This window comes from Kitasatospora cineracea (genome assembly GCF_003751605.1).
GTDB classification, from domain to species: Bacteria; Actinomycetota; Actinomycetes; order Streptomycetales; family Streptomycetaceae; genus Kitasatospora; species Kitasatospora cineracea.
In genome coordinates, this window is sequence record NZ_RJVJ01000001.1 from 2,331,597 (window position 1) to 2,348,555 (window position 16,959).

The following is a 16,959-nucleotide window of genomic DNA, read 5'->3' on the forward strand; positions in this document are numbered from 1 at the left end:
TCAATTCCCCGCTTTCTGGGAAAGTTCTCAGCTTTTCCTGAAATATGCAGGGAATTGGCAGTGCATTGACCGGCGGCGACGGGTCACCGCCGGTCGGCAGCCCCGGCTACTCGCCCTCGGCCAGCAGCGCGTCCACCACCCGCGCCGCGGCCTGGCCGTCGTCCAGGTCCCCGTACGCCTCGCGGAACGCCGCGTACTTCTCGGCGTACCCGGCGGCCGTCCCCGGCAGGTCGCCGAGCGCCGCGACCACCTCGGCGGAGGTCCGCAGCAGCGGGCCGGGCGCCTGGGCCTCGAAGTCGAAGCTGAAACCGCGCAGGTTGTCGCGGTAGTGCTCGAGGTCGTAGGTGAAGAACAGCACCGGGCGGCCGGTGTTCATGAAATCGAACACCGAGGCGGAGTAGTCGGTCACCAGCGCGTCGGCGACCAGCAGCAGCTCCGCCATGTCCGGGTAGGTGCTGACGTCCCACACGTAGCCGTTGCCGGCCTCGGCGATCTGCCCGCGCACCACCTCGTGGCCGCGCACCAGCAGCACCTGGTCGTCGCCCAGCGCGGCCCGGGCCGCGTCCAGGTCGAGCTGCAGGTTCAGCTGGTAGCCGCCGTCCGGCAGCCGGCGGTCCTCCCGGAAGGTCGGCGCGTACAGCACCACCTTCTTGCCCTCGGGCAGGCCGAGCTGCTCGCGCACCCGCTCGGCGGTCTTCTCCCGGTCGGCGGCGAACAGCAGGTCGTTGCGCGGCGAGCCGCTCTCCAGGACCTTCCCCCCGTACCCGAAGGCGCGCCGCAGCACCGGCACCGACCAGCGGTTGCCCGCGGTCAGCAGGCTCCACTGCGGCACCTCCTCCTTGAGGTGCTCCAGGTACCCGGAGTCGGTGAACCAGACCTTCTCGAAGTCGGTGCCGATCCGCTTCAGCGGCACGCCCTGCCAGGTCTGCAGGACGACCTGGCCGGGGCGGCGGCGGAAGTACGTGGGCAGGTGGGTGGAGGTGACGATGTACTTCGCGGTGGACAGCGCCCGGAACCACTCGGGGGAGCGGTGCCGGACCGCCTCGGCGGTCTGCGGCAGCTCGGCCTGAAGGTCCACCGAGGTCCACAGGTGGCGCAGCGGCAGGCCGCGGCGGACCAGCTCCTCGTGCACCGCCCGCGGCGAGTCGCTGTACACGCCGCCGTCCGCGGCCCACCAGTCCTCCCGGACGGTGTGGTACAGCACCGTGTCGGTCAGCGGGCCGGCCTGCTGCTCGGTGTAGGCGTGGCGCAGGGCGCGCTGGCGGTAGCCGCTGCGCTCGTCCGGCGCCAGCGGGTCGTGCGACTCCAGCGTGAGGGTGTCGAAGCCGCGGCGCTCCAGGGCGACCCGCTTGCCGCGGGCCTCGACCTCCAGCGGCAGCGCGTCGAAGGTCCCGGCGGCCAGCGCGGCCGGCGGCCACAGGCTGTCGATCGGGGAGCCGACCGGGCGGAACAGCACCGTCCAGGCGCCCTTGTGCAGCGGCACCCGGCCGGCGAAGGACGCGGTCGGCACGGCGGGCAGCGCGGCCCGGAACCGGCCGTCGGCGATCTCCACCGGGTAGGCGTGCTCCTCCTGGCGCTTGTGGTGCCGGATCACCAGCTCGTAGCGGTGCGCGCCGGGCAGCGGGAACGAGCCGCTGACCACGAAGGACTCGCCGTCGGCGGCCCGGGCCACCTCCTCGATCACCGGCTGCAGCACCTGGTCGCACAGCTGCAGGTAGCCGGACGGGGAGGGCTTGGCGTACAGCGAGCGCCCGCCGCCCGGCAGCGGCAGGTGCAGCTCCACCGGCGCGGTGCGGTCGTCCAGCACCAGCGGCAGCGTGCTGCCGTCGGCCAGCTTGAGGTCGAGGTCCCAGCGGTCCCGGGTGCGCTCCTCGGCGGTCGGGTCGAGGGCGTCCCAGGCCTCCCGGACGGCGGTCAGGTCGGCGGTCCGGAACCGCGCGGTGAACGGCAGGTCGCGGCCGGCCGGGGTGCCCAGCTCCAGCCCGGCGAACAGTTCGCGGTCCGACTCGACGTGGGTGAGCCGCAGCTCGGCGCCGGCCAGGTCCGGGCCGGAGCGGACCAGGCCGCGCAGCTCGACCGTGCCGTCCGCGGCGGCGGCCGCCACCGCCCGGGCGCGCACCCGCTCCACCCGCAGCAGCAGGTGGCCGTCCCGGGACCACGGCACGACCCGGACGTCGTCCTCGACCCAGTGCACCGGCGGGTACTCGTTGCGGTCGTGCCAGCCGACCGACACCCGGCCCTTGTACACGCCGCCCTTGCCGGCCCCGGCCACCAGGACCCGCCAGGAGCCCTCCTTCCAGACGCCGCGGGACTTCAGCCGCCGCGGGTCGATGGACGCGGCGAAGCCCGCCCAGTCGCAGCTGTACAGGTCGTGCGGGGAGCTGGAGGTGGCCTCCGGGGAGTACTGCGCCTTCGTCTGCACGGCCACCACGCCGCGGCCCTTGGCCTCGCGCAGGATCAGCGCCTTGACCATGTCGTGCTTGTGCTCGGCGCCCAGGTGCTCGGGGAAGGCGTGGCCGGTCAGCTGGAGCTTCCCGCCCTCCCAGCGGGCCTCGTACAGCCGCGAGCGCATCACCAGGGCGTTCTTCAGCCGCAGCACGTCCGCGGGCACGCTCTTGCGGCCGCCGCGCAGGAACGGGTAGTCGGCGTACGGGCGCAGCAGGCCGCGGGCCGGGGCCGCGCCGTTGCTGTCCTGCTCGAAGCGGAGCTGCTCGATCAGCTCCTCCAGCCGGCCCTGCAGGGTCAGGTGGTACTTGAGCCGCAGCGGGGCGCGCAGCTTGCGGACCTGCTCGGGGCCGATCGCGCGCAGCAGCCGGCCGACCGACTCCAGGTAGGCCGCGTTGTACTCCGGGTCGTTCTCCAGCACCGAGCCGAAGAACATCGGGATCTCCTCGACGAGGTTGTTCTCGTCGTAGGTGCGCAGGTACTTGCGGTACTTCGGGTCGCTCTGCGCGGAGAGCCAGTCCCGGACCAGCTCCATCGACTTGACCCGGTCGAGGACGCCCCGCGGGTTGGTCTTCATCTGGGTGATCGACATCTCGCCGACCTCCCGCTCGCGCCAGTGGTAGATCGGCTCGGCGAGCACGTCGACCCGGCGGGCCATGAAGTGGTGCGGCACGCTGACCGGGGCGTCCTCGTACAGGATGCCCTCGGGGTACAGCACGCCCGCCTCGTCGAAGAACGAGCGCCGGTAGACCTTGTTCCAGGCGGTGCGGTCGGTGATCAGCGCCGGGATCTCGGTGATGTGGGTGCGCAGCCGGGTCGACGCGAACGGCTTGCGGTGGCCGCCGGACTGGTAGTGGCCGACCGCGCGGAAGCGCTGCACGTTGCCGGTGCAGAAGTCCGAACCGGTCTCGTCCAGGGTGCCGATCATCAGCTCGTACGCGGACGGCGGCATGGTGTCGTCGCTGTCGACGAAGGCGAGGAACTCGCTGTCCGGGGAAATGTGCCGGTAGCCGGTGTTGCGCGCCGCCCCCAGACCCTTGTTGACCTGCTGCACCAGCCGGAACCGGGAGTCCTTCGCGGCGTACGCCTCGGCGATCGCGGCACTGGAGTCCTTGGAGCCGTCGTCGACCATGACGCACTCGAAGTCGGCGAAGGTCTGGGCGGCGATGGAGTCCAGGCACTCCTCGAGGTAGCGCTCGACGTTGTAGATCGGGACGACGACGGACAGACGGGGGGCCATCGGTAGCGCAGAGCCTTTCCTCAGGGAGTGCGACCGGTGGGCCCGAGAAACGTGCTAAAGCGGACCGGCACCGGCCGCGATCCTACCTCTCCGGGCTTGCTAGTCTGCGCCAGGCCAGGCCAGGTCGGGAGAGTGAAGAGATGCCGCGGTTCAGTGTGGTGGTGCCGGTGCACGCCGTCGAGGAGTACCTTCCGGAGTGCCTGGAGTCGGTCCTGACCCAGTCCTTCACGGACTTCGAGCTGATCGCGGTCGACGACCGCTCGCCGGACGGCTGCGGCGCGATCCTGGACGCCGCGGCCGCCCGCGACAGCCGGGTCACCGTCCGGCACCTGCCGGAGAACGTCGGCCTCGGCCCGGCCCGGAACGCCGGCGCCGAACTCGCCACCGGCGACTACCTGGTCTTCCTGGACAGCGACGACACCCTCACCCCCGGCCTGCTCGCCGACACCGACGCCCGGCTGCGCGCCACCGGCGACCCCGACCTGCTGGTGTTCGACTACGCCCGCAGCTACTGGGACGGCCGGGTCACCCGCTCCGTCTCCGCCCCGGTCTTCGCCCGGCCCGGCGCCGAGGTGTTCACCCTCGACGAGCGCCGCGACCTGCTCGACCTGCTGCAGGTCGCCTGGAACAAGGCGTACCGCCGCGAGTTCCTGCTCCGGCACGGCCTGGACTTCCCGCCCGGCTACTACGAGGACACCCCGTTCACCTACCCGGCGCTGCTCGCCGCCGAGCGGATCACCCTGCTCGACGCCGTCGGCGTCCACTACCGCCAGCGCCGCGAGGGCGGCAACATCCTCGCCACCGCCTCCCGCAAGCACTTCGACGTCTTCGCCCAGTACGACCGGGTGTTCGCCTTCCTCGACACCCGCCCCGACCTGGACCGCTGGCGCCCCGTGATCTACCGGATGATGCTCGGCCACCTCGCCACCGTGGTCTCCAAGCCCGGCCGGGTCCCGGCCGGCGACCGCCGCGAGTTCTTCCGCCGGGCCGCCGAGCACTGCGCCCGGCACCGCCCGGCCGGCTACCGGCCGGCCCCCGGCCGGGAGGGCCTGCGCGGCGAACTGCTCGCCCGCGGCAACTACCTGGGCTTCCAGGGCCTGCGGGCGCTCGCCCGGGCCCGCCGCGCCGTCCGCCGCTGAGCCGGGGCCGAACCGTCGCCGAACCGCCGCCGAGCCGGGGCCGAACCGCCGCAGGGCCGCCGCGCGCCGTCCGCCGCCGAACCGCCGCCCGGTGAGCGGCCGCTGACGGCGCGTCACGGCGCGCCCCGTCCCCGCGTCGCTCCCGCCTCGGCGGCCCGGACGGCGGTATACAGCCAGGCGTGGACTTCCTCACCAAGCTGCCCGTGATCGGCCCGGCGGCCGCCCGCCTGCTGCGCAGCCGCCCCTACCGGGTGTACCTGCTCTTCGACGACGTCCAGGGCAACCGGCTGGCCGGGGCGGTCACCTTCTTCGGCTTCCTGGCCCTGTTCCCGCTGCTCACGGTGGCCCTGGCGATCGCCCTGGCCACCCTCTCGGACTCCCGGGTGCACCAGCTCCAGGACAAGATCACCGAGCAGCTGCCCGGCCTCGCCGACTCGCTCGACCTGAACGCCATGGTCGCCAATGCCGGCACCGTCGGCCTGGTCTCCGGCCTGCTGCTGCTGGTCTCCGGCCTCGGCTGGGTGGACACCATGCGCGGCGCGGTGCGGGCCATATGGCGGCTGCCGGACGACGGCGGCAACCCCGTCCTGGTGAAGGCCCGCGACTGCGTGGTGCTGCTCGGCCTCGGCCTGGTCTGCCTGGCCTCGCTGGCCGCCTCCGCACTCGCCACCACCCTGGCCCACCGGCTCGCCGACGGCCTGGACCTGCACGGCACCGCCGCCCGCTGGCTGCTGTCCGGACTCGGCTTCCTGATCGCGGTCTGCGCCGACCTGCTGCTGTTCGCCTACCTGCTCGGCCCGTTTCCGCGGATCACCGGACAGCACCGCCGGGCCCTGCTGGAGGGCGCGCTGATCGGCGCGGTCGGCTTCGAACTGCTGAAACTGCTGCTCTCCTCCTACCTGGGCTCGGTGGCCGGCCGCAGCCTGTACGGGGCGTTCGGCGTGCCGGTGGCGCTGCTGCTGTGGATCGACTTCGTCACCCGGCTGCTGATGTACTGCGCGGCCTGGACCGCGCTCGCCGACCCGGAGGAGGCCCGGCAGCGCGCCCTGCGGCAGGCCGGGGCCGCGCTGGAGGCCGCCGCGAAAACACCCGCTCCTCCTGCTGTCCGCCATCCGGACGAGTGACTATGATCCCGGTCACAGCCGACCGGCTTCCGCCGACCGCACGCCGCCGCCGCGCCCTACCCGGTCGCCGGCCAGCTCCCCAGGAGACCGTGTGTCCGCACCCGACACCGCCGCCGTGCCGCCCGCCCCCGCCGGGCTGCCCGTGCCGACCACCCCCGACGACGTCCCGGGCTGGTTCTTCCGGGCCGACCAGGAGGTCTTCGCGCACCTGCTCGACCGGCAGAGCGCCGCCGGGACCAGCGGTGACCTGCTGGAACTGGGCGCCTACCTCGGCCGTTCGGCGATCCTGCTCGGCAGCCACCTGCGCGACGGCGAGACCCTCACCGTCTGCGACCTGTTCGACCTCGACGCGCCGGACGACGAGAACTCCGCCGAGATGGACATGTCCTACCGGCAGACCCTGACCCGGCGCGCCTTCGAGACCAACTACCAGGCCTTCCACCCCGCCCTGCCGGTGATCGTCCAGGCCCCCACCTCGGTGCTCGCCGACGGCCGGATCCCGGCCGGCAGCTGCCGCTTCGTCCACGTCGACGCCTCCCACCTGTACGAGCACGTGGCCGGCGACATCCTGGTCGCCCGGGACGCCCTGGCCAAGAACGGCGTCGTCGCCCTCGACGACTACCGGGCCCCGCACACCCCCGGCGTGGCCGCCGCCGTCTGGGAGGCCGTCTTCACCCTCGACCTGCACCCGGTCCTGCTCACCCCCGAGAAGTTCTACGGCACCTGGGGCGACCCCGACGCCGTCCGCGCCGACCTGCTGGCCCGGGACTGGCGCGGCGAGGGCTTCCGGCTCGACGAGGAGCACCTCGCCGGGCAGCTCTGCCACCGCCTCGCCTGGGACGAGCCCGGGTCCGGGCCGTCCCGGCCGCCCGCCCCGGCCCGCCGCTCGCTGCCCCGCCGGGTCGCCCTCGACGTGCTGCCGCCGTTCGCCACCCGCTCGGTGCGCCGGGCCCTGCGCGCCGCCCGCCGGGCCGCCTGACGCCCCGGGAAGCGCCGGACGGGCGCGCGGCCCGTCCGGCGTCCGGTCAGCCCCCGACCGGTCAGTCCCCCGACCGGGCGGCCCGGCGGCGCAGCGCCCGCAGCCGCAGCAGCCCCGCCACCGCGACCGCCGCGCACAGCCCCACCGCCGACCAGGTGGCCGGCCCCGGGCCGCCCGCCGCGGCGTGCGCCGCCAGCCCGCCCGCCGGTGCGGCCGGTGCGGCCGACCCGGCCGGGGTGCCCGAGGGCGCCGGGGCGTCCGCCACCGGCTGCGCGGCGGCCGCCGGGGCCTGCTGCTCCGGGGCGCCGTCCTCGGCCAGCGTCCCCACCGGGGTGACCTTGCCGGCCGCGGCGAAGCCCCAGTCCAGCAGCGCCGCCGCCTCTTCGTACACCTTCGTGCCGTTCGCCGGGTGCATCACCGTCACCAGCAGGGTCCGCCCGTCGCGCTCGGCCGCGCCGGTGTAGGTGGCGCCCGCGTTGGTGGTGTAGCCGTTCTTCACCCCGATCAGGCCCGGGTACGTGCCCAGCAGCCGGTCGGTGTTGGCGATGCCGAAGCTCCCGCGCTGCCCGGTCTTCTTGTCCACCGCGCCCGGGAACTGCGCCCAGCGGGTCGCGCAGTAGCCGCGGAACTCCGGATTGCGCAGGCCCGCCCGGGCGAACAGGGTCAGGTCGTACGCCGAGGTGACCTGCCCGTCCATGTCGTAGCCGTCCGGGCTGACCACGTGGGTGTCCCGGGCCTGCAACTGCTCGGCCCGGGCCTGCATGTCGGCCACCGTCTTCGCCACGCCGCCGTTCATGTTCGCCAGCACGTGCACCGCGTCGTTGCCGGAGGACAGGAACACCCCGCGCCACAGGTCCTCGACCTTGTAGTCCAGGTCCTCCTTGATGCCCACCAGGCTGCTGCCCGCGCCCATCCCCTGCAGCTCCGCCCACGCCACCCGGTGCACCTGGGAGGCCGGGAAGCGCGGCAGCACGGTGTCCGCGAACAGCATCTTCAGCGTCGACGCGGGCGGCAGCTGGGCGTGCGCGCCGAACGCCGCCAGCACCTGCCCGCTGCCCGCGTCCGCGACCACCCAGGACTTCCCGGTCAGGTCCTTCGGCAGCGGCGGCGCCCCCGGCCCCGGCGCCACCTGCACCCCCGCCGCGCCCAGCCGCTCCCCGCCCACCACGCCGGGCGGCGGGGCGTCCCCGGGCACGGCGGCGCCCGCCGGCAGGACGGGCACCAGCAGCAGGGCGACAGCGGACGAACCGTGGAGAATCCGGCGGATTATCAGCATTCCGGGAAAATAACCCGCACCACGCCCGGCCCCCGGCGACGCCGCCGCCCCGCGCCACGAACGAGTACCGCCCGCTGCTCCGATCGGCGGGCCCCGCATACTGGACGGGCACCCCGTCTGCCGCGAAGGACCCCGCCATGAAGCTCAGCCGCCCGGTCTCCTGGTTCCTCACCGCCTTCGGCGTCTGGTCGCTCTTCGTCTGGACGACCTTCGCCAAGAACCTGTGGAAGGACTCCGGCAGCCAGGCCTTCGTCAACGGCGACCACTCCCGGCCCACCGCGTTCTTCTGGGTCCACCTGCTGCTCACCATCACCTCCCTGCTGCTCGGCCTCGCCATCGGCTGGATCGGCGTCCGCGGCCTGCGCGCCCTGCGCGGCGCGGCCGCCGCCGAGGGCACCGCCACCGAATAACCCCCCCCCCCCCCCCGCGAAAAGGCCCGTCCGAGGCGTGGTCAATTCGCTTGCGCAGCACCCGGGCCGAGGAGAAAGATGCCCGGCCGGGCGGGCCCGACCCGCCCGTCCGACCTCTCCCTGGGGGGAACCTTGACCCGAGCCGTGTCCCCGCGCCTGCTCGCCGCCTGCGCGACGGCGGCCCTCGCCGCCGGCCTGTTCGCCGCACCCGCCGCGCAGGCCGACACCGGCCCCGCCGTCACCGGCCCGGCCGTCCTGCCCGGCCCCGTCCTCGGCAGCGCCGCCGCCGACGGCTGCGCCGCCACCGGCACGCCCGGCTGGACCACCACCGCGGACCCGGTCCTCAGCGCGCACACCACCGCGCCCGCCGCCCGCTTCAAGCTGTGGGACGCGCACGGCACGAAGCTCCTCGACACCACCGCCGACACCGCCGCCGACGGCACCGTCCGGGCCCCCGCCACCGGCCTGGCCGAGGGCGCCGGCTACACCTGGCAGGTCTGGCCACAGTACCGCCCCGGCTCCGGACAGCCCACCGCCACCTGCCGCTTCGGCGTCGACACCGCGGACCCCGCCGTCCCCACCGTGCACTCCGCCGACTTCCCCGAGCAGGGCGGCGGCAAGTACGCGGGCCAGCCGGGCGTCTTCACCTTCTCCGCCACCGACGGCGGCTCCGGCGTGGCCTGCTTCCAGTACGTGCTCAACGGCATGTTCGGCGTGCCCGGCGCGGGCACCGACCTGTGCGCACCGGGCCCGGGCACCGTCCCGGCGGGCCCCGACGGCACCGCCACGCTCACCATCAAGCCCGGCGACTGGGGCAGCAACGACCTCCAGGTCCGGGCCGTCGACCACGCCGGACGGATCGGCTGGGGCGCCCGCTACTCCTTCTACGCGCCGTGGAACCCCAACCCGCCCAAGGCCCTCGGCGACGTCGACAACGACGGCGTCCCCGACATCCTGCTGCCCGACTCCCGGGGCAACCTGCTGGTCATCAGCGGGGACTCCACCACCACCGCCCCGAGCACCGTCGTCCCTGCCGTCTGGTCCCCCAACGGCGCGAGCTGGACGGGCCTGCAGGTGCTCCACAGGGGCTGGAGCGGCGGCGGCGCGCCCGCCGACACGGTCTACGCCCACGACCCGGGCGGCAGCTACCTCTACCAGTACGTCAACCAGGGCTCCCTGCCGCTGGGCGTGCGCTCCCCGTCGCTGTCCGGGCACGCCACCAGCTGCGTCGACACCGCGTTCAACCAGGTCGCCTGCCCGGCCGACATGCTGCACGACTACTCCGACGTCCAGCAGCTGGTCGCCTTCGGGCCCACCGACCCGCTCCAGCCCGAGGGCATCACCCTGCTGGACGTCGAGCACGGCGACCTCTGGCTCCAGAACGACCCCTCCTGGTTCGGCGACGCCACCCGCCTGACCACCAGCGGCGCCTGGAACGGCTACGACCTGATCGCCCCCGGCCCCGACGCCGACGGCAACCTCGCCCTGTGGTCCCGCGAACAGGCCACCGGCACCCTGCGTGCCCACCCGGTGCCCAAGCTCGCCGGCGGCGGCTACGACTTCTCCGGCCTCGCCGACCCCGCCACCGGCACCGTCCTCGGCACCTTCCCGGCCGCCGACTACCCGACCCTGGGCAGCTCCGGCGACCTCGACGGCGACGGCCGCCCCGACCTGTACGCCGTCACCGCCGACCGCCACCTGCTCACCTACCGCGGCACCACCGCGCCCGCCGACCGGGGCGCCCTGGCCTGACGCCGCCCCCCCCTCGGGGCCCGCGGGGGCCCGCACCGGAGCTTCCCGGTGCGGGCCCCCTTCAAGTGGCCGAATCCCGCTGCTAGCCTGCCCGGCACGAACTGCTGGGAGGGCTTCGGCGTGAGTACCAGTACCACCCTCGGTGAGACCCGCCCGGAGTGGGCGCGGCGGCAGGAACGGGAGCGGCGGCACCGGCGGGCGAAGTCCCGGCTGCGACTGCCGTCCGCGGTGGCCGCGGCCTGCTGGGCGGTGCTGCTGCTGTGGTGGGCGGCGGTCTACCCGGCGTTCACCGGGGACGCCCCCGAGCCGGGCGCGCCGCTGTACGCGGCCGCGGTGCGGGCCCTGCACACCGGGCCGGCGGTGCTGGTGCAGACCGCGGCGGCGGCCTTCGCCCTCGGCTACCTGGTGGCCGCGCTGGCCCACTTCGGGGTGCGCGGGCGCTACAGCGGGCCGGTCGCGCTGGCGCTGGCCGGACTGCCGCCGACCGCGAGCCTGGTGGTCTCGGCCACCCCCGAGGCGGTCGCCACCGTCGCCGCGCTGCTGCTCACCGGGGCGGGGCTGCGGCTGCTCGCCCGGCGGGCCGAGGGCACCCTCGCGCAGGGCGGCCCCGCCCAGCGGCTGGACCTGGCCGTGCTGACCGCGGCCGTCTGCGCCCTCGCCCTGACCGGCACCCGGGGCGCCGGGACGGCCCTGGTCGCCGTCGCGGTGCTGCTGCTGTTCCTGCCCGGGGCCCGGGTGCGCCTCGCGCTGCTGACCGTGCTCGCGCTGGCGGTGCCGATCGCGCTCGGACTGCTCGGCCACCCCGCCGCCCGCGGCGGCGACCTGCACCCGCTGCGGGCCGCCGACCTGGCCCGGGCCCAGTACCGGGCCGCCGCCCCGCTGGACCCGGCGCTGACGGCGGTCGCCCCGCCCGCCGACTGGGCCGCGGCGGGCGCCGACTGCTCCGCCACCGCCGCCCTCACCGACCGCTGGAACCCGGCCGCGGCCCGCCGCGCCGAAACCGAACTCGCCGACGCCTGGCGGCAGTTGCTCCGCGACCACCCCGACCGGGTACTGGACGCCCGGCTCTGCCGGGGCCGGATCGCCTGGGCCGTGTGGGCGGCCGACGGCGGCCCGCACGCCGCCACCGGGGTGCCCGGCCCGGCGGCCGGCTCGCGCGGCCTGTGGCACCCGCTGCACGCCGCCGCGAGCTGGAGCCGCACCCTGCTGCGCGCCCCGCAGCTCGACCGGCTGCTGTGGCGCGGCGCCCTGTGGGCCTACCTGGGCCTGGCCGCCGCCGTGCTGCACGCCTGGCGGCACCGGATCCGGGCCCTGGTCCCGGTGGCCGGCGCGGCCGTCCTCGGCGTCCAGCTGGCGCTCACCGCCTCCGCCGCCGACCAGGACTACCGCGCCATGGGCGCCGCCCTGTTCCTCGGCCCGCTGCTGCTCACCCTCGCCACCGTCCGCACCCGCCGCCCCGCCTGAACGCCGCCCTGCCTGAACGCCGCGCGGACCGGACGCCGAAGGGCCCGCCCGGAGCGAACTCCGGACGGGCCCCTCGAACGGGCCGGACTAGAAGCGACGCGTGACGAGCGCGCGCTTCACCTCCTGGATCGCCTTGGTGACCTCGATGCCGCGCGGGCAGGCCTCCGAGCAGTTGAAGGTGGTGCGGCAACGCCACACGCCCTCACGGTCGTTGAGGATCTCCAGGCGCTGCTCGCCGCCCTCGTCGCGCGAGTCGAAGATGAAGCGGTGCGCGTTGACGATCGCCGCCGGGCCGAAGTACTGGCCGTCGTTCCAGAACACCGGGCACGAGGAGGTGCACGCGGCGCACAGGATGCACTTGGTGGTGTCGTCGAAGCGCTCGCGGTCGGCCTGCGACTGCAGCCGCTCGCGGGTCGGCTCGTTCCCGTTGGTGATCAGGAACGGCATGACGTCCTTGTACGCCTGGAAGAACGGGTCCATGTCCACGATCAGGTCCTTGAGGACCGCGAGGCCCTTGATGGCCTCGATCGTGATCGGCTTCTCCGGGTTGACGTCCTTGATCAGGGTCTTGCACGCCAGCCGGTTGCGCCCGTTGATCCGCATGGCGTCCGAACCGCAGATGCCGTGCGCGCAGGAGCGGCGGTACGTGAGCGTGCCGTCCTGCTCCCACTTGATCTTGTTGAGCGCGTCCAGGACGCGCTCCTTCGGGTCCATCTCCAGCTGGTAGTCCACCCACACCGGGTCCGGGTGCTCCTCCGGGTTGAACCGGCGGATCCGGAAGGTGACGCTGATCAGCTGGGTGCTGCCCGCCTCGACCGCGTCCAGCGCGGCCGAGTGCGTCTCGACGGTCGGAGTGGACATCAGTACTTACGCTCCATCGGCTGGTAGCGGGTCTGCACGACCGGCTTGTAGTCGAGGCGGATCGAGGTGGAACCGTCCTCGGCCACCTCGCGGTACGCCATGGTGTGCTGCATGAACTTCACGTCGTCGCGGGTCGGGAAGTCCTCGCGGTAGTGACCGCCGCGGGACTCCTCGCGGGCCAGCGCGGAGACGACCAGGACCTCGGCCAGGTCGAGCAGGTTGCCCAGCTCGACGGCCTCCAGCAGGTCGGTGTTGTAGCGCGAGCCCTTGTCCGCGATCGAGACGTTCTTGAAGCGCTCCTTGAGCGCCGTGACGTCCTCGACGGCCTGCTGCAGGGTCTTGCCGGTGCGGTAGACGGACACGTTGGTGTCCATCGACTCCTGCAGCTCCTGGCGGATCTTGGCGACCGACTCGGTGCCGGTGGACTCCCGCAGGCCCTCCACCAGCGCCTCGACCAGCGCGCCCGGGTTCTCCGGCAGCGGCACGAAGTCGTGCTTGTCGGAGTACTCGGCGGCCGCGATGCCCGCCCGGCGGCCGAACACGTTGATGTCCAGCAGCGAGTTGGTGCCCAGGCGGTTGGCGCCGTGCACCGACACGCACGCGACCTCGCCCGCGGCGTACAGGCCCGGGACGACGTCGGTGTTGTTGCGCAGGACCTCGCCCTCGACGTTGGTCGGGATGCCGCCCATCGCGTAGTGCGCGGTGGGCTGGATCGGGATCGGGTCCGTGTAGGGCTCGATGCCGAGGTAGGTGCGCGCGAACTCGGTGATGTCCGGCAGCTTGGCGTCCAGCTGCTCCGGCGGCAGGTGGGTCAGGTCCAGGTAGACGTGGTCGCCCTCGGGGCCGCAGCCGCGGCCGGCCCGGATCTCCGAGTAGATCGCGCGGGAGCACACGTCACGGGACGCGAGGTCCTTCATGACGGGGGCGTAGCGCTCCATGAAGCGCTCGCCGTCCTTGTTGCGCAGGATGCCGCCCTCGCCGCGGGCGCCCTCGGTGAGCAGGATGCCCATCCGCCAGATGCCCGTCGGGTGGAACTGGAAGAACTCCATGTCCTCCAGCGGCAGGCCCCGGCGCAGCGCCACGGCCTGGCCGTCACCGGTCAGGGTGTGCGCGTTCGAGGTGACCTTGAACATCTTGCCGGTGCCGCCGGAGGCGAACACCACGGCCTTGGCCTGGAAGACGTGGATCTCGCCGGTGGCGAGCTCGTACGCCACCACGCCGGCCGTGCGGCCCTCGTTGATCAGCAGGTCGAGGACGTAGAACTCGTTGAAGAACTCGACGCCGTGCTTGACGCAGTTCTGGAACAGCGTCTGCAGGATCATGTGGCCGGTGCGGTCCGCGGCGTAGCAGGACCGGCGGACCGGGGCCTCGCCGTGGTTGCGGGAGTGGCCGCCGAAGCGGCGCTGGTCGATCCGGCCCTGGTCGGTGCGGGAGAAGGGGAGACCCATCTTCTCCAGGTCGAGGACCGCGTCGATGGCCTCCTTGCACATGATCTCGGCGGCGTCCTGGTCGACCAGGTAGTCACCGCCCTTGACCGTGTCGAAGGTGTGCCACTCCCAGTTGTCCTCCTCGACGTTGGCGAGCGCGGCACACATGCCGCCCTGCGCCGCGCCGGTGTGGGACCGGGTCGGGTAGAGCTTGGTCAGCACCGCGGTGCGGCTGCGCTGCGTCGACTCGATGGCCGCGCGCATGCCGGCGCCGCCGGCGCCGACGATGACGGTGTCGTACTGGTGAATCTGCATGGGGGTCAGTCGCCTCTGGTGGCTCGTCTAGATGTTCGGGTCGAAGGTGAAGATCACCAGGGTGCCGAGGACGACCGTGAAGACGGTCGCGACACCGAGGAGACCCTTGAGCCACAGACGAGTGGCGTCCTTCTCCGCGTAGTCGTTGATGACGGTGCGCATGCCGTTGGAGCCGTGCAGCATCGCCAGCCACAGCATCAGCAGGTCCCAGACCTGCCAGAACGGGGACGCCCAGCGGCCCGCCACGAAGGCGAAGCTGACCCGGGAGACACCGCCGTCCAGCATCAGGTTGATCAGCAGGTGGCCGAGGACCAGCACCACCAGGACGACACCCGACAGGCGCATGAACAGCCAGGCGAGCATCTCGAAGTTGGTGCGGGTGCGGCGCGGGGTCTTCTTCGTGCGGGCCCGGGCGGGCTCCACCACGAAGGCGTCGGCCGGGTTGCCGGTGCCCAGTCCCTTGGCGGTGTGGGCCTGGAGGGAGGGGACCACCAGGTCGTTGGTGTCAGTCGACATCAGGATCAGCCCCCGAACCAGGTGCGAAGGGTGTGCTCGAGGACGGGGTAGAAGGCGCCGGCCATCAGGACGACCCAGACGCCCACGACGGTCCACAGCATCTGCTTCTGGTACTTCGGGCCCTTGGCCCAGAAGTCCACCGCCACGACCCGCAGACCGTTCAGGGCGTGGAACAGGATGGCGGCCACCAGGCCGTACTCCATCAGGTTCACCAGCCAGAACTTGTAGGTGGCGATCACCGAGTCGTAGGCCTCGGGCGACACCCGCACCAGGGCGGTGTCCAGGACATGTGCGAACAGGAAGAAGAAGATCAGGACGCCGGTGACTCGGTGAGCCACCCAGCTCCACATGCCTTCCCGGCCGCGGTACAGCGTTCCAGCCGGCACGGAAAACCCTCCGGAAGCGGTTCGGGGGCTCGGCCGGCTTCGGTGTCGGTCAGCCCGGCCGGATACGGTCCACCGGCCGCGAGCATCCTATCGACGCGCCGTCGGCAACCGCCGTCGGGGGCCCCTGGTGTGATCAATCAGGCACGCACGGCCTAATCGGAACGGGAACCGTGACGCTGCGTCACCACTCGGCTGCGCTACGGTACGCCTCCCGCTCCCCCCGCCGCCCAGCCGAGAGGCCCGCCGTGCGACCCCTGCCCGCCCTCGCCGCCCCCACCGCCCTCGCGCTCGCGCTCGCCGCGGCCGGCTGCACCGGCGCGCCGCGCCCGCCCTCCACCGACGCCGCGGTGACCACCGCGGCGGCCTCCGCCGGGAGCCCCGCCGGGCCCGAGTACGACGCCGTCGCGGTGCGCGCGCTGGCCGTCACCGACGCCGACCTCGCCCCCGGCTGGCACGTCACCCTGATGCAGCCCGGCCGGAACGACATCTCCAGCCCCCCGCAGACCGCCGACGCCCCGGCCTGCCAGCCCGTCCTGGACGCCCTCACCCCGTCCAAGGACGCGGCCGGCCCGCTGGCCGAGACCGACCTCGAGATCGCCCGGGCCGGCGACACCCCCGCCTCGCTCTACACCGCGGTGCTGGCCTTCCGGCCCGGCCGGGCCGCCGCCGTGCACTCCGGGCTCGACCGGGTCCTCGACCGCTGCCGGGCGTTCACCTCCACCGCCGGCCGGCACCTGCTCACCCGCCTCGACACGCCCACCCCCGGAGGAGCCGACGCCGCGACCGCCTTCACCCTCACGAATGAAACCGGCGGCACCACCATCGTCCAGCGCGCCCTGGTCACCCGGACCGGGGACCTGCTGGCGGTCTTCACCACCCTCGACGCGACGGGGCACCCGGCACCGGAGCCGGACCGGGACGTGGTGGCGGCGCAGCTGGCCAGGTTCGGCCGGAACGGGAAGCGGCCGGGGCCCCCGGAAGGGGCCCCGGCCGGGGGATCCGTCAGCTCTTGACCGCGACCAGGTGCTCGAGGCGGCTGAGCGCGATCCGGCGCAACTCCTCGGCGGAGACCAGGCGTTCCTCGTCGGGGTCGTGGGCGAGCCGGGTGCGGAGCGAGGTGAGGACGGCGTCCAGCATCTCCTCGGGGTCGACGCCGTCCAGGCAGACCACGAAGACGTGCCCGAACCGGGCCTCGTACGCGGCGTGGGCGGCGCGCAGCGCGGTGTGCGCCGCCTGGCTGCCGGGGGCGCGCATGCCGAGCAGCGGCTGGGGCATCCAGCTCTCGTCGGCGAGGGCCTCCGCGAGGTCCGCGGGGCGCAGGTCGTAGCTGGCCTCGCTGGCCGCGGCGAGCAGGGACTCTATGTCGGGATAGGGGCGGTGGGCGGTGAGGCGGAGGGCCCAGCGGTGGCTGCCGCAACAGGCGAGCAGCGCCTCCTCCACCGCACCGGAGTCGGCTTCGTTGAACCGGTGAAGCCCCAGCAGGGACGGTGCCGACCGCACGTCGAGACGCTGCGGCGGGATGTCGCTGGCCAGCGGATCCTCCTCGTGAGGGCAGGAAGGCGGAATGCTGCAGAGACGGGGGGGTGAGCCAGGGAAGGCGGGTGCGGCGGTGCCGCCGCGCGGGG

At 73.8% G+C, this 16,959-nt stretch carries 14 protein-coding genes; 7 read left to right on the forward strand and 7 right to left on the reverse strand.

Features of this window, described 5'->3' with window-relative positions; translation table 11 throughout:
- Positions 1 to 106: 106 nt before the first annotated feature.
- Positions 107 to 3,685 carry a bifunctional glycosyltransferase/CDP-glycerol:glycerophosphate glycerophosphotransferase gene (locus EDD39_RS10805; protein WP_123555140.1) on the reverse strand — a complete coding sequence of 1,193 codons (3,579 nt, stop codon included), beginning with the start codon at positions 3,683 to 3,685 and terminating at the stop codon, positions 107 to 109.
- Positions 3,686 to 3,825: 140 nt separating this feature from the next.
- Between EDD39_RS10805 and EDD39_RS10810 the strand changes: the two genes are divergently transcribed.
- The 3 genes from EDD39_RS10810 (at position 3,826) to EDD39_RS10820 (ending at position 6,927) form a co-directional block, all read left to right on the forward strand.
- Positions 3,826 to 4,824, forward strand: a complete 999-nt coding sequence (locus tag EDD39_RS10810; RefSeq protein ID WP_425269675.1) for a glycosyltransferase family 2 protein — start codon at positions 3,826 to 3,828, stop codon at positions 4,822 to 4,824.
- 179 nt (positions 4,825 to 5,003) lie between these two features.
- Positions 5,004 to 5,948: a YihY/virulence factor BrkB family protein gene (locus tag EDD39_RS10815; RefSeq protein ID WP_123555142.1), complete on the forward strand. Its 945-nt coding sequence runs from the start codon at positions 5,004 to 5,006 to the stop codon at positions 5,946 to 5,948.
- Between the two features lie 91 nt (positions 5,949 to 6,039).
- Entirely contained in the window at positions 6,040 to 6,927 is an 888-nt protein-coding gene (locus EDD39_RS10820) for a class I SAM-dependent methyltransferase (RefSeq protein ID WP_123555145.1), read from the forward strand.
- A gap of 61 nt (positions 6,928 to 6,988) precedes the next feature.
- On the opposite strand, the gene EDD39_RS10825 is transcribed toward EDD39_RS10820, so the two are convergent.
- Positions 6,989 to 8,203: a D-alanyl-D-alanine carboxypeptidase family protein gene (locus EDD39_RS10825; RefSeq protein WP_341869295.1), complete on the reverse strand. Its 1,215-nt coding sequence runs from the start codon at positions 8,201 to 8,203 to the stop codon at positions 6,989 to 6,991.
- A 137-nt stretch (positions 8,204 to 8,340) separates the two neighbouring features.
- Between EDD39_RS10825 and EDD39_RS10830 the strand changes: the two genes are divergently transcribed.
- The 3 genes from EDD39_RS10830 to EDD39_RS10840 all read left to right on the forward strand — a co-directional run bounded on the left by EDD39_RS10830 (position 8,341) and on the right by EDD39_RS10840 (position 11,829).
- Positions 8,341 to 8,613: an SCO4848 family membrane protein gene (locus EDD39_RS10830; RefSeq protein ID WP_123555147.1), complete on the forward strand. Its 273-nt coding sequence runs from the start codon at positions 8,341 to 8,343 to the stop codon at positions 8,611 to 8,613.
- A 132-nt stretch (positions 8,614 to 8,745) separates the two neighbouring features.
- Positions 8,746 to 10,365: a hypothetical protein gene (locus tag EDD39_RS10835; RefSeq protein ID WP_148089426.1), complete on the forward strand. Its 1,620-nt coding sequence runs from the start codon at positions 8,746 to 8,748 to the stop codon at positions 10,363 to 10,365.
- Positions 10,366 to 10,485: 120 nt separating this feature from the next.
- Positions 10,486 to 11,829 (forward strand): hypothetical protein, encoded by a 1,344-nt coding sequence (locus EDD39_RS10840; RefSeq protein WP_123555151.1) that lies wholly within the window; start codon positions 10,486 to 10,488, stop codon positions 11,827 to 11,829.
- A gap of 87 nt (positions 11,830 to 11,916) precedes the next feature.
- Here EDD39_RS10840 and EDD39_RS10845 read toward each other — a convergent pair whose 3' ends face one another.
- Genes EDD39_RS10845 through sdhC form a run of 4 tightly spaced genes read right to left on the reverse strand, consistent with a single transcriptional unit; the run spans position 11,917 to position 15,334 of the window.
- Positions 11,917 to 12,690 (reverse strand): succinate dehydrogenase iron-sulfur subunit, encoded by a 774-nt coding sequence (locus tag EDD39_RS10845; RefSeq protein WP_030457316.1) that lies wholly within the window; start codon positions 12,688 to 12,690, stop codon positions 11,917 to 11,919.
- Entirely contained in the window at positions 12,690 to 14,432 is a 1,743-nt protein-coding gene (gene sdhA, locus EDD39_RS10850; protein ID WP_123555153.1) for a succinate dehydrogenase flavoprotein subunit, read from the reverse strand. Before sdhA ends, EDD39_RS10845 begins: the two co-directional genes overlap by 1 nt.
- Positions 14,433 to 14,459: 27 nt before the next feature.
- Positions 14,460 to 14,948 (reverse strand): succinate dehydrogenase, hydrophobic membrane anchor protein, encoded by a 489-nt coding sequence (gene sdhD, locus EDD39_RS10855; protein ID WP_030905128.1) that lies wholly within the window; start codon positions 14,946 to 14,948, stop codon positions 14,460 to 14,462.
- 5 nt (positions 14,949 to 14,953) lie between these two features.
- Complete coding sequence (sdhC, locus tag EDD39_RS10860; RefSeq protein WP_030457313.1) at positions 14,954 to 15,334, reverse strand: succinate dehydrogenase, cytochrome b556 subunit; 381 nt, start codon at positions 15,332 to 15,334, stop codon at positions 14,954 to 14,956.
- 245 nt (positions 15,335 to 15,579) lie between these two features.
- Here sdhC and EDD39_RS41990 point away from each other — a divergent pair, with 245 nt between their 5' ends.
- Positions 15,580 to 16,347, forward strand: coding sequence for a hypothetical protein (locus EDD39_RS41990; RefSeq protein ID WP_123555155.1), 768 nt, complete (start codon positions 15,580 to 15,582; stop codon positions 16,345 to 16,347).
- Here EDD39_RS41990 and EDD39_RS10870 read toward each other — a convergent pair.
- A complete protein-coding gene (locus EDD39_RS10870) occupies positions 16,337 to 16,834 on the reverse strand; it encodes a 2-oxo-4-hydroxy-4-carboxy-5-ureidoimidazoline decarboxylase (RefSeq protein ID WP_123555157.1) in 498 nt (165 codons plus the stop codon). The genes EDD39_RS41990 and EDD39_RS10870 overlap by 11 nt on opposite strands.
- Positions 16,835 to 16,959: the final 125 nt, after the last annotated feature.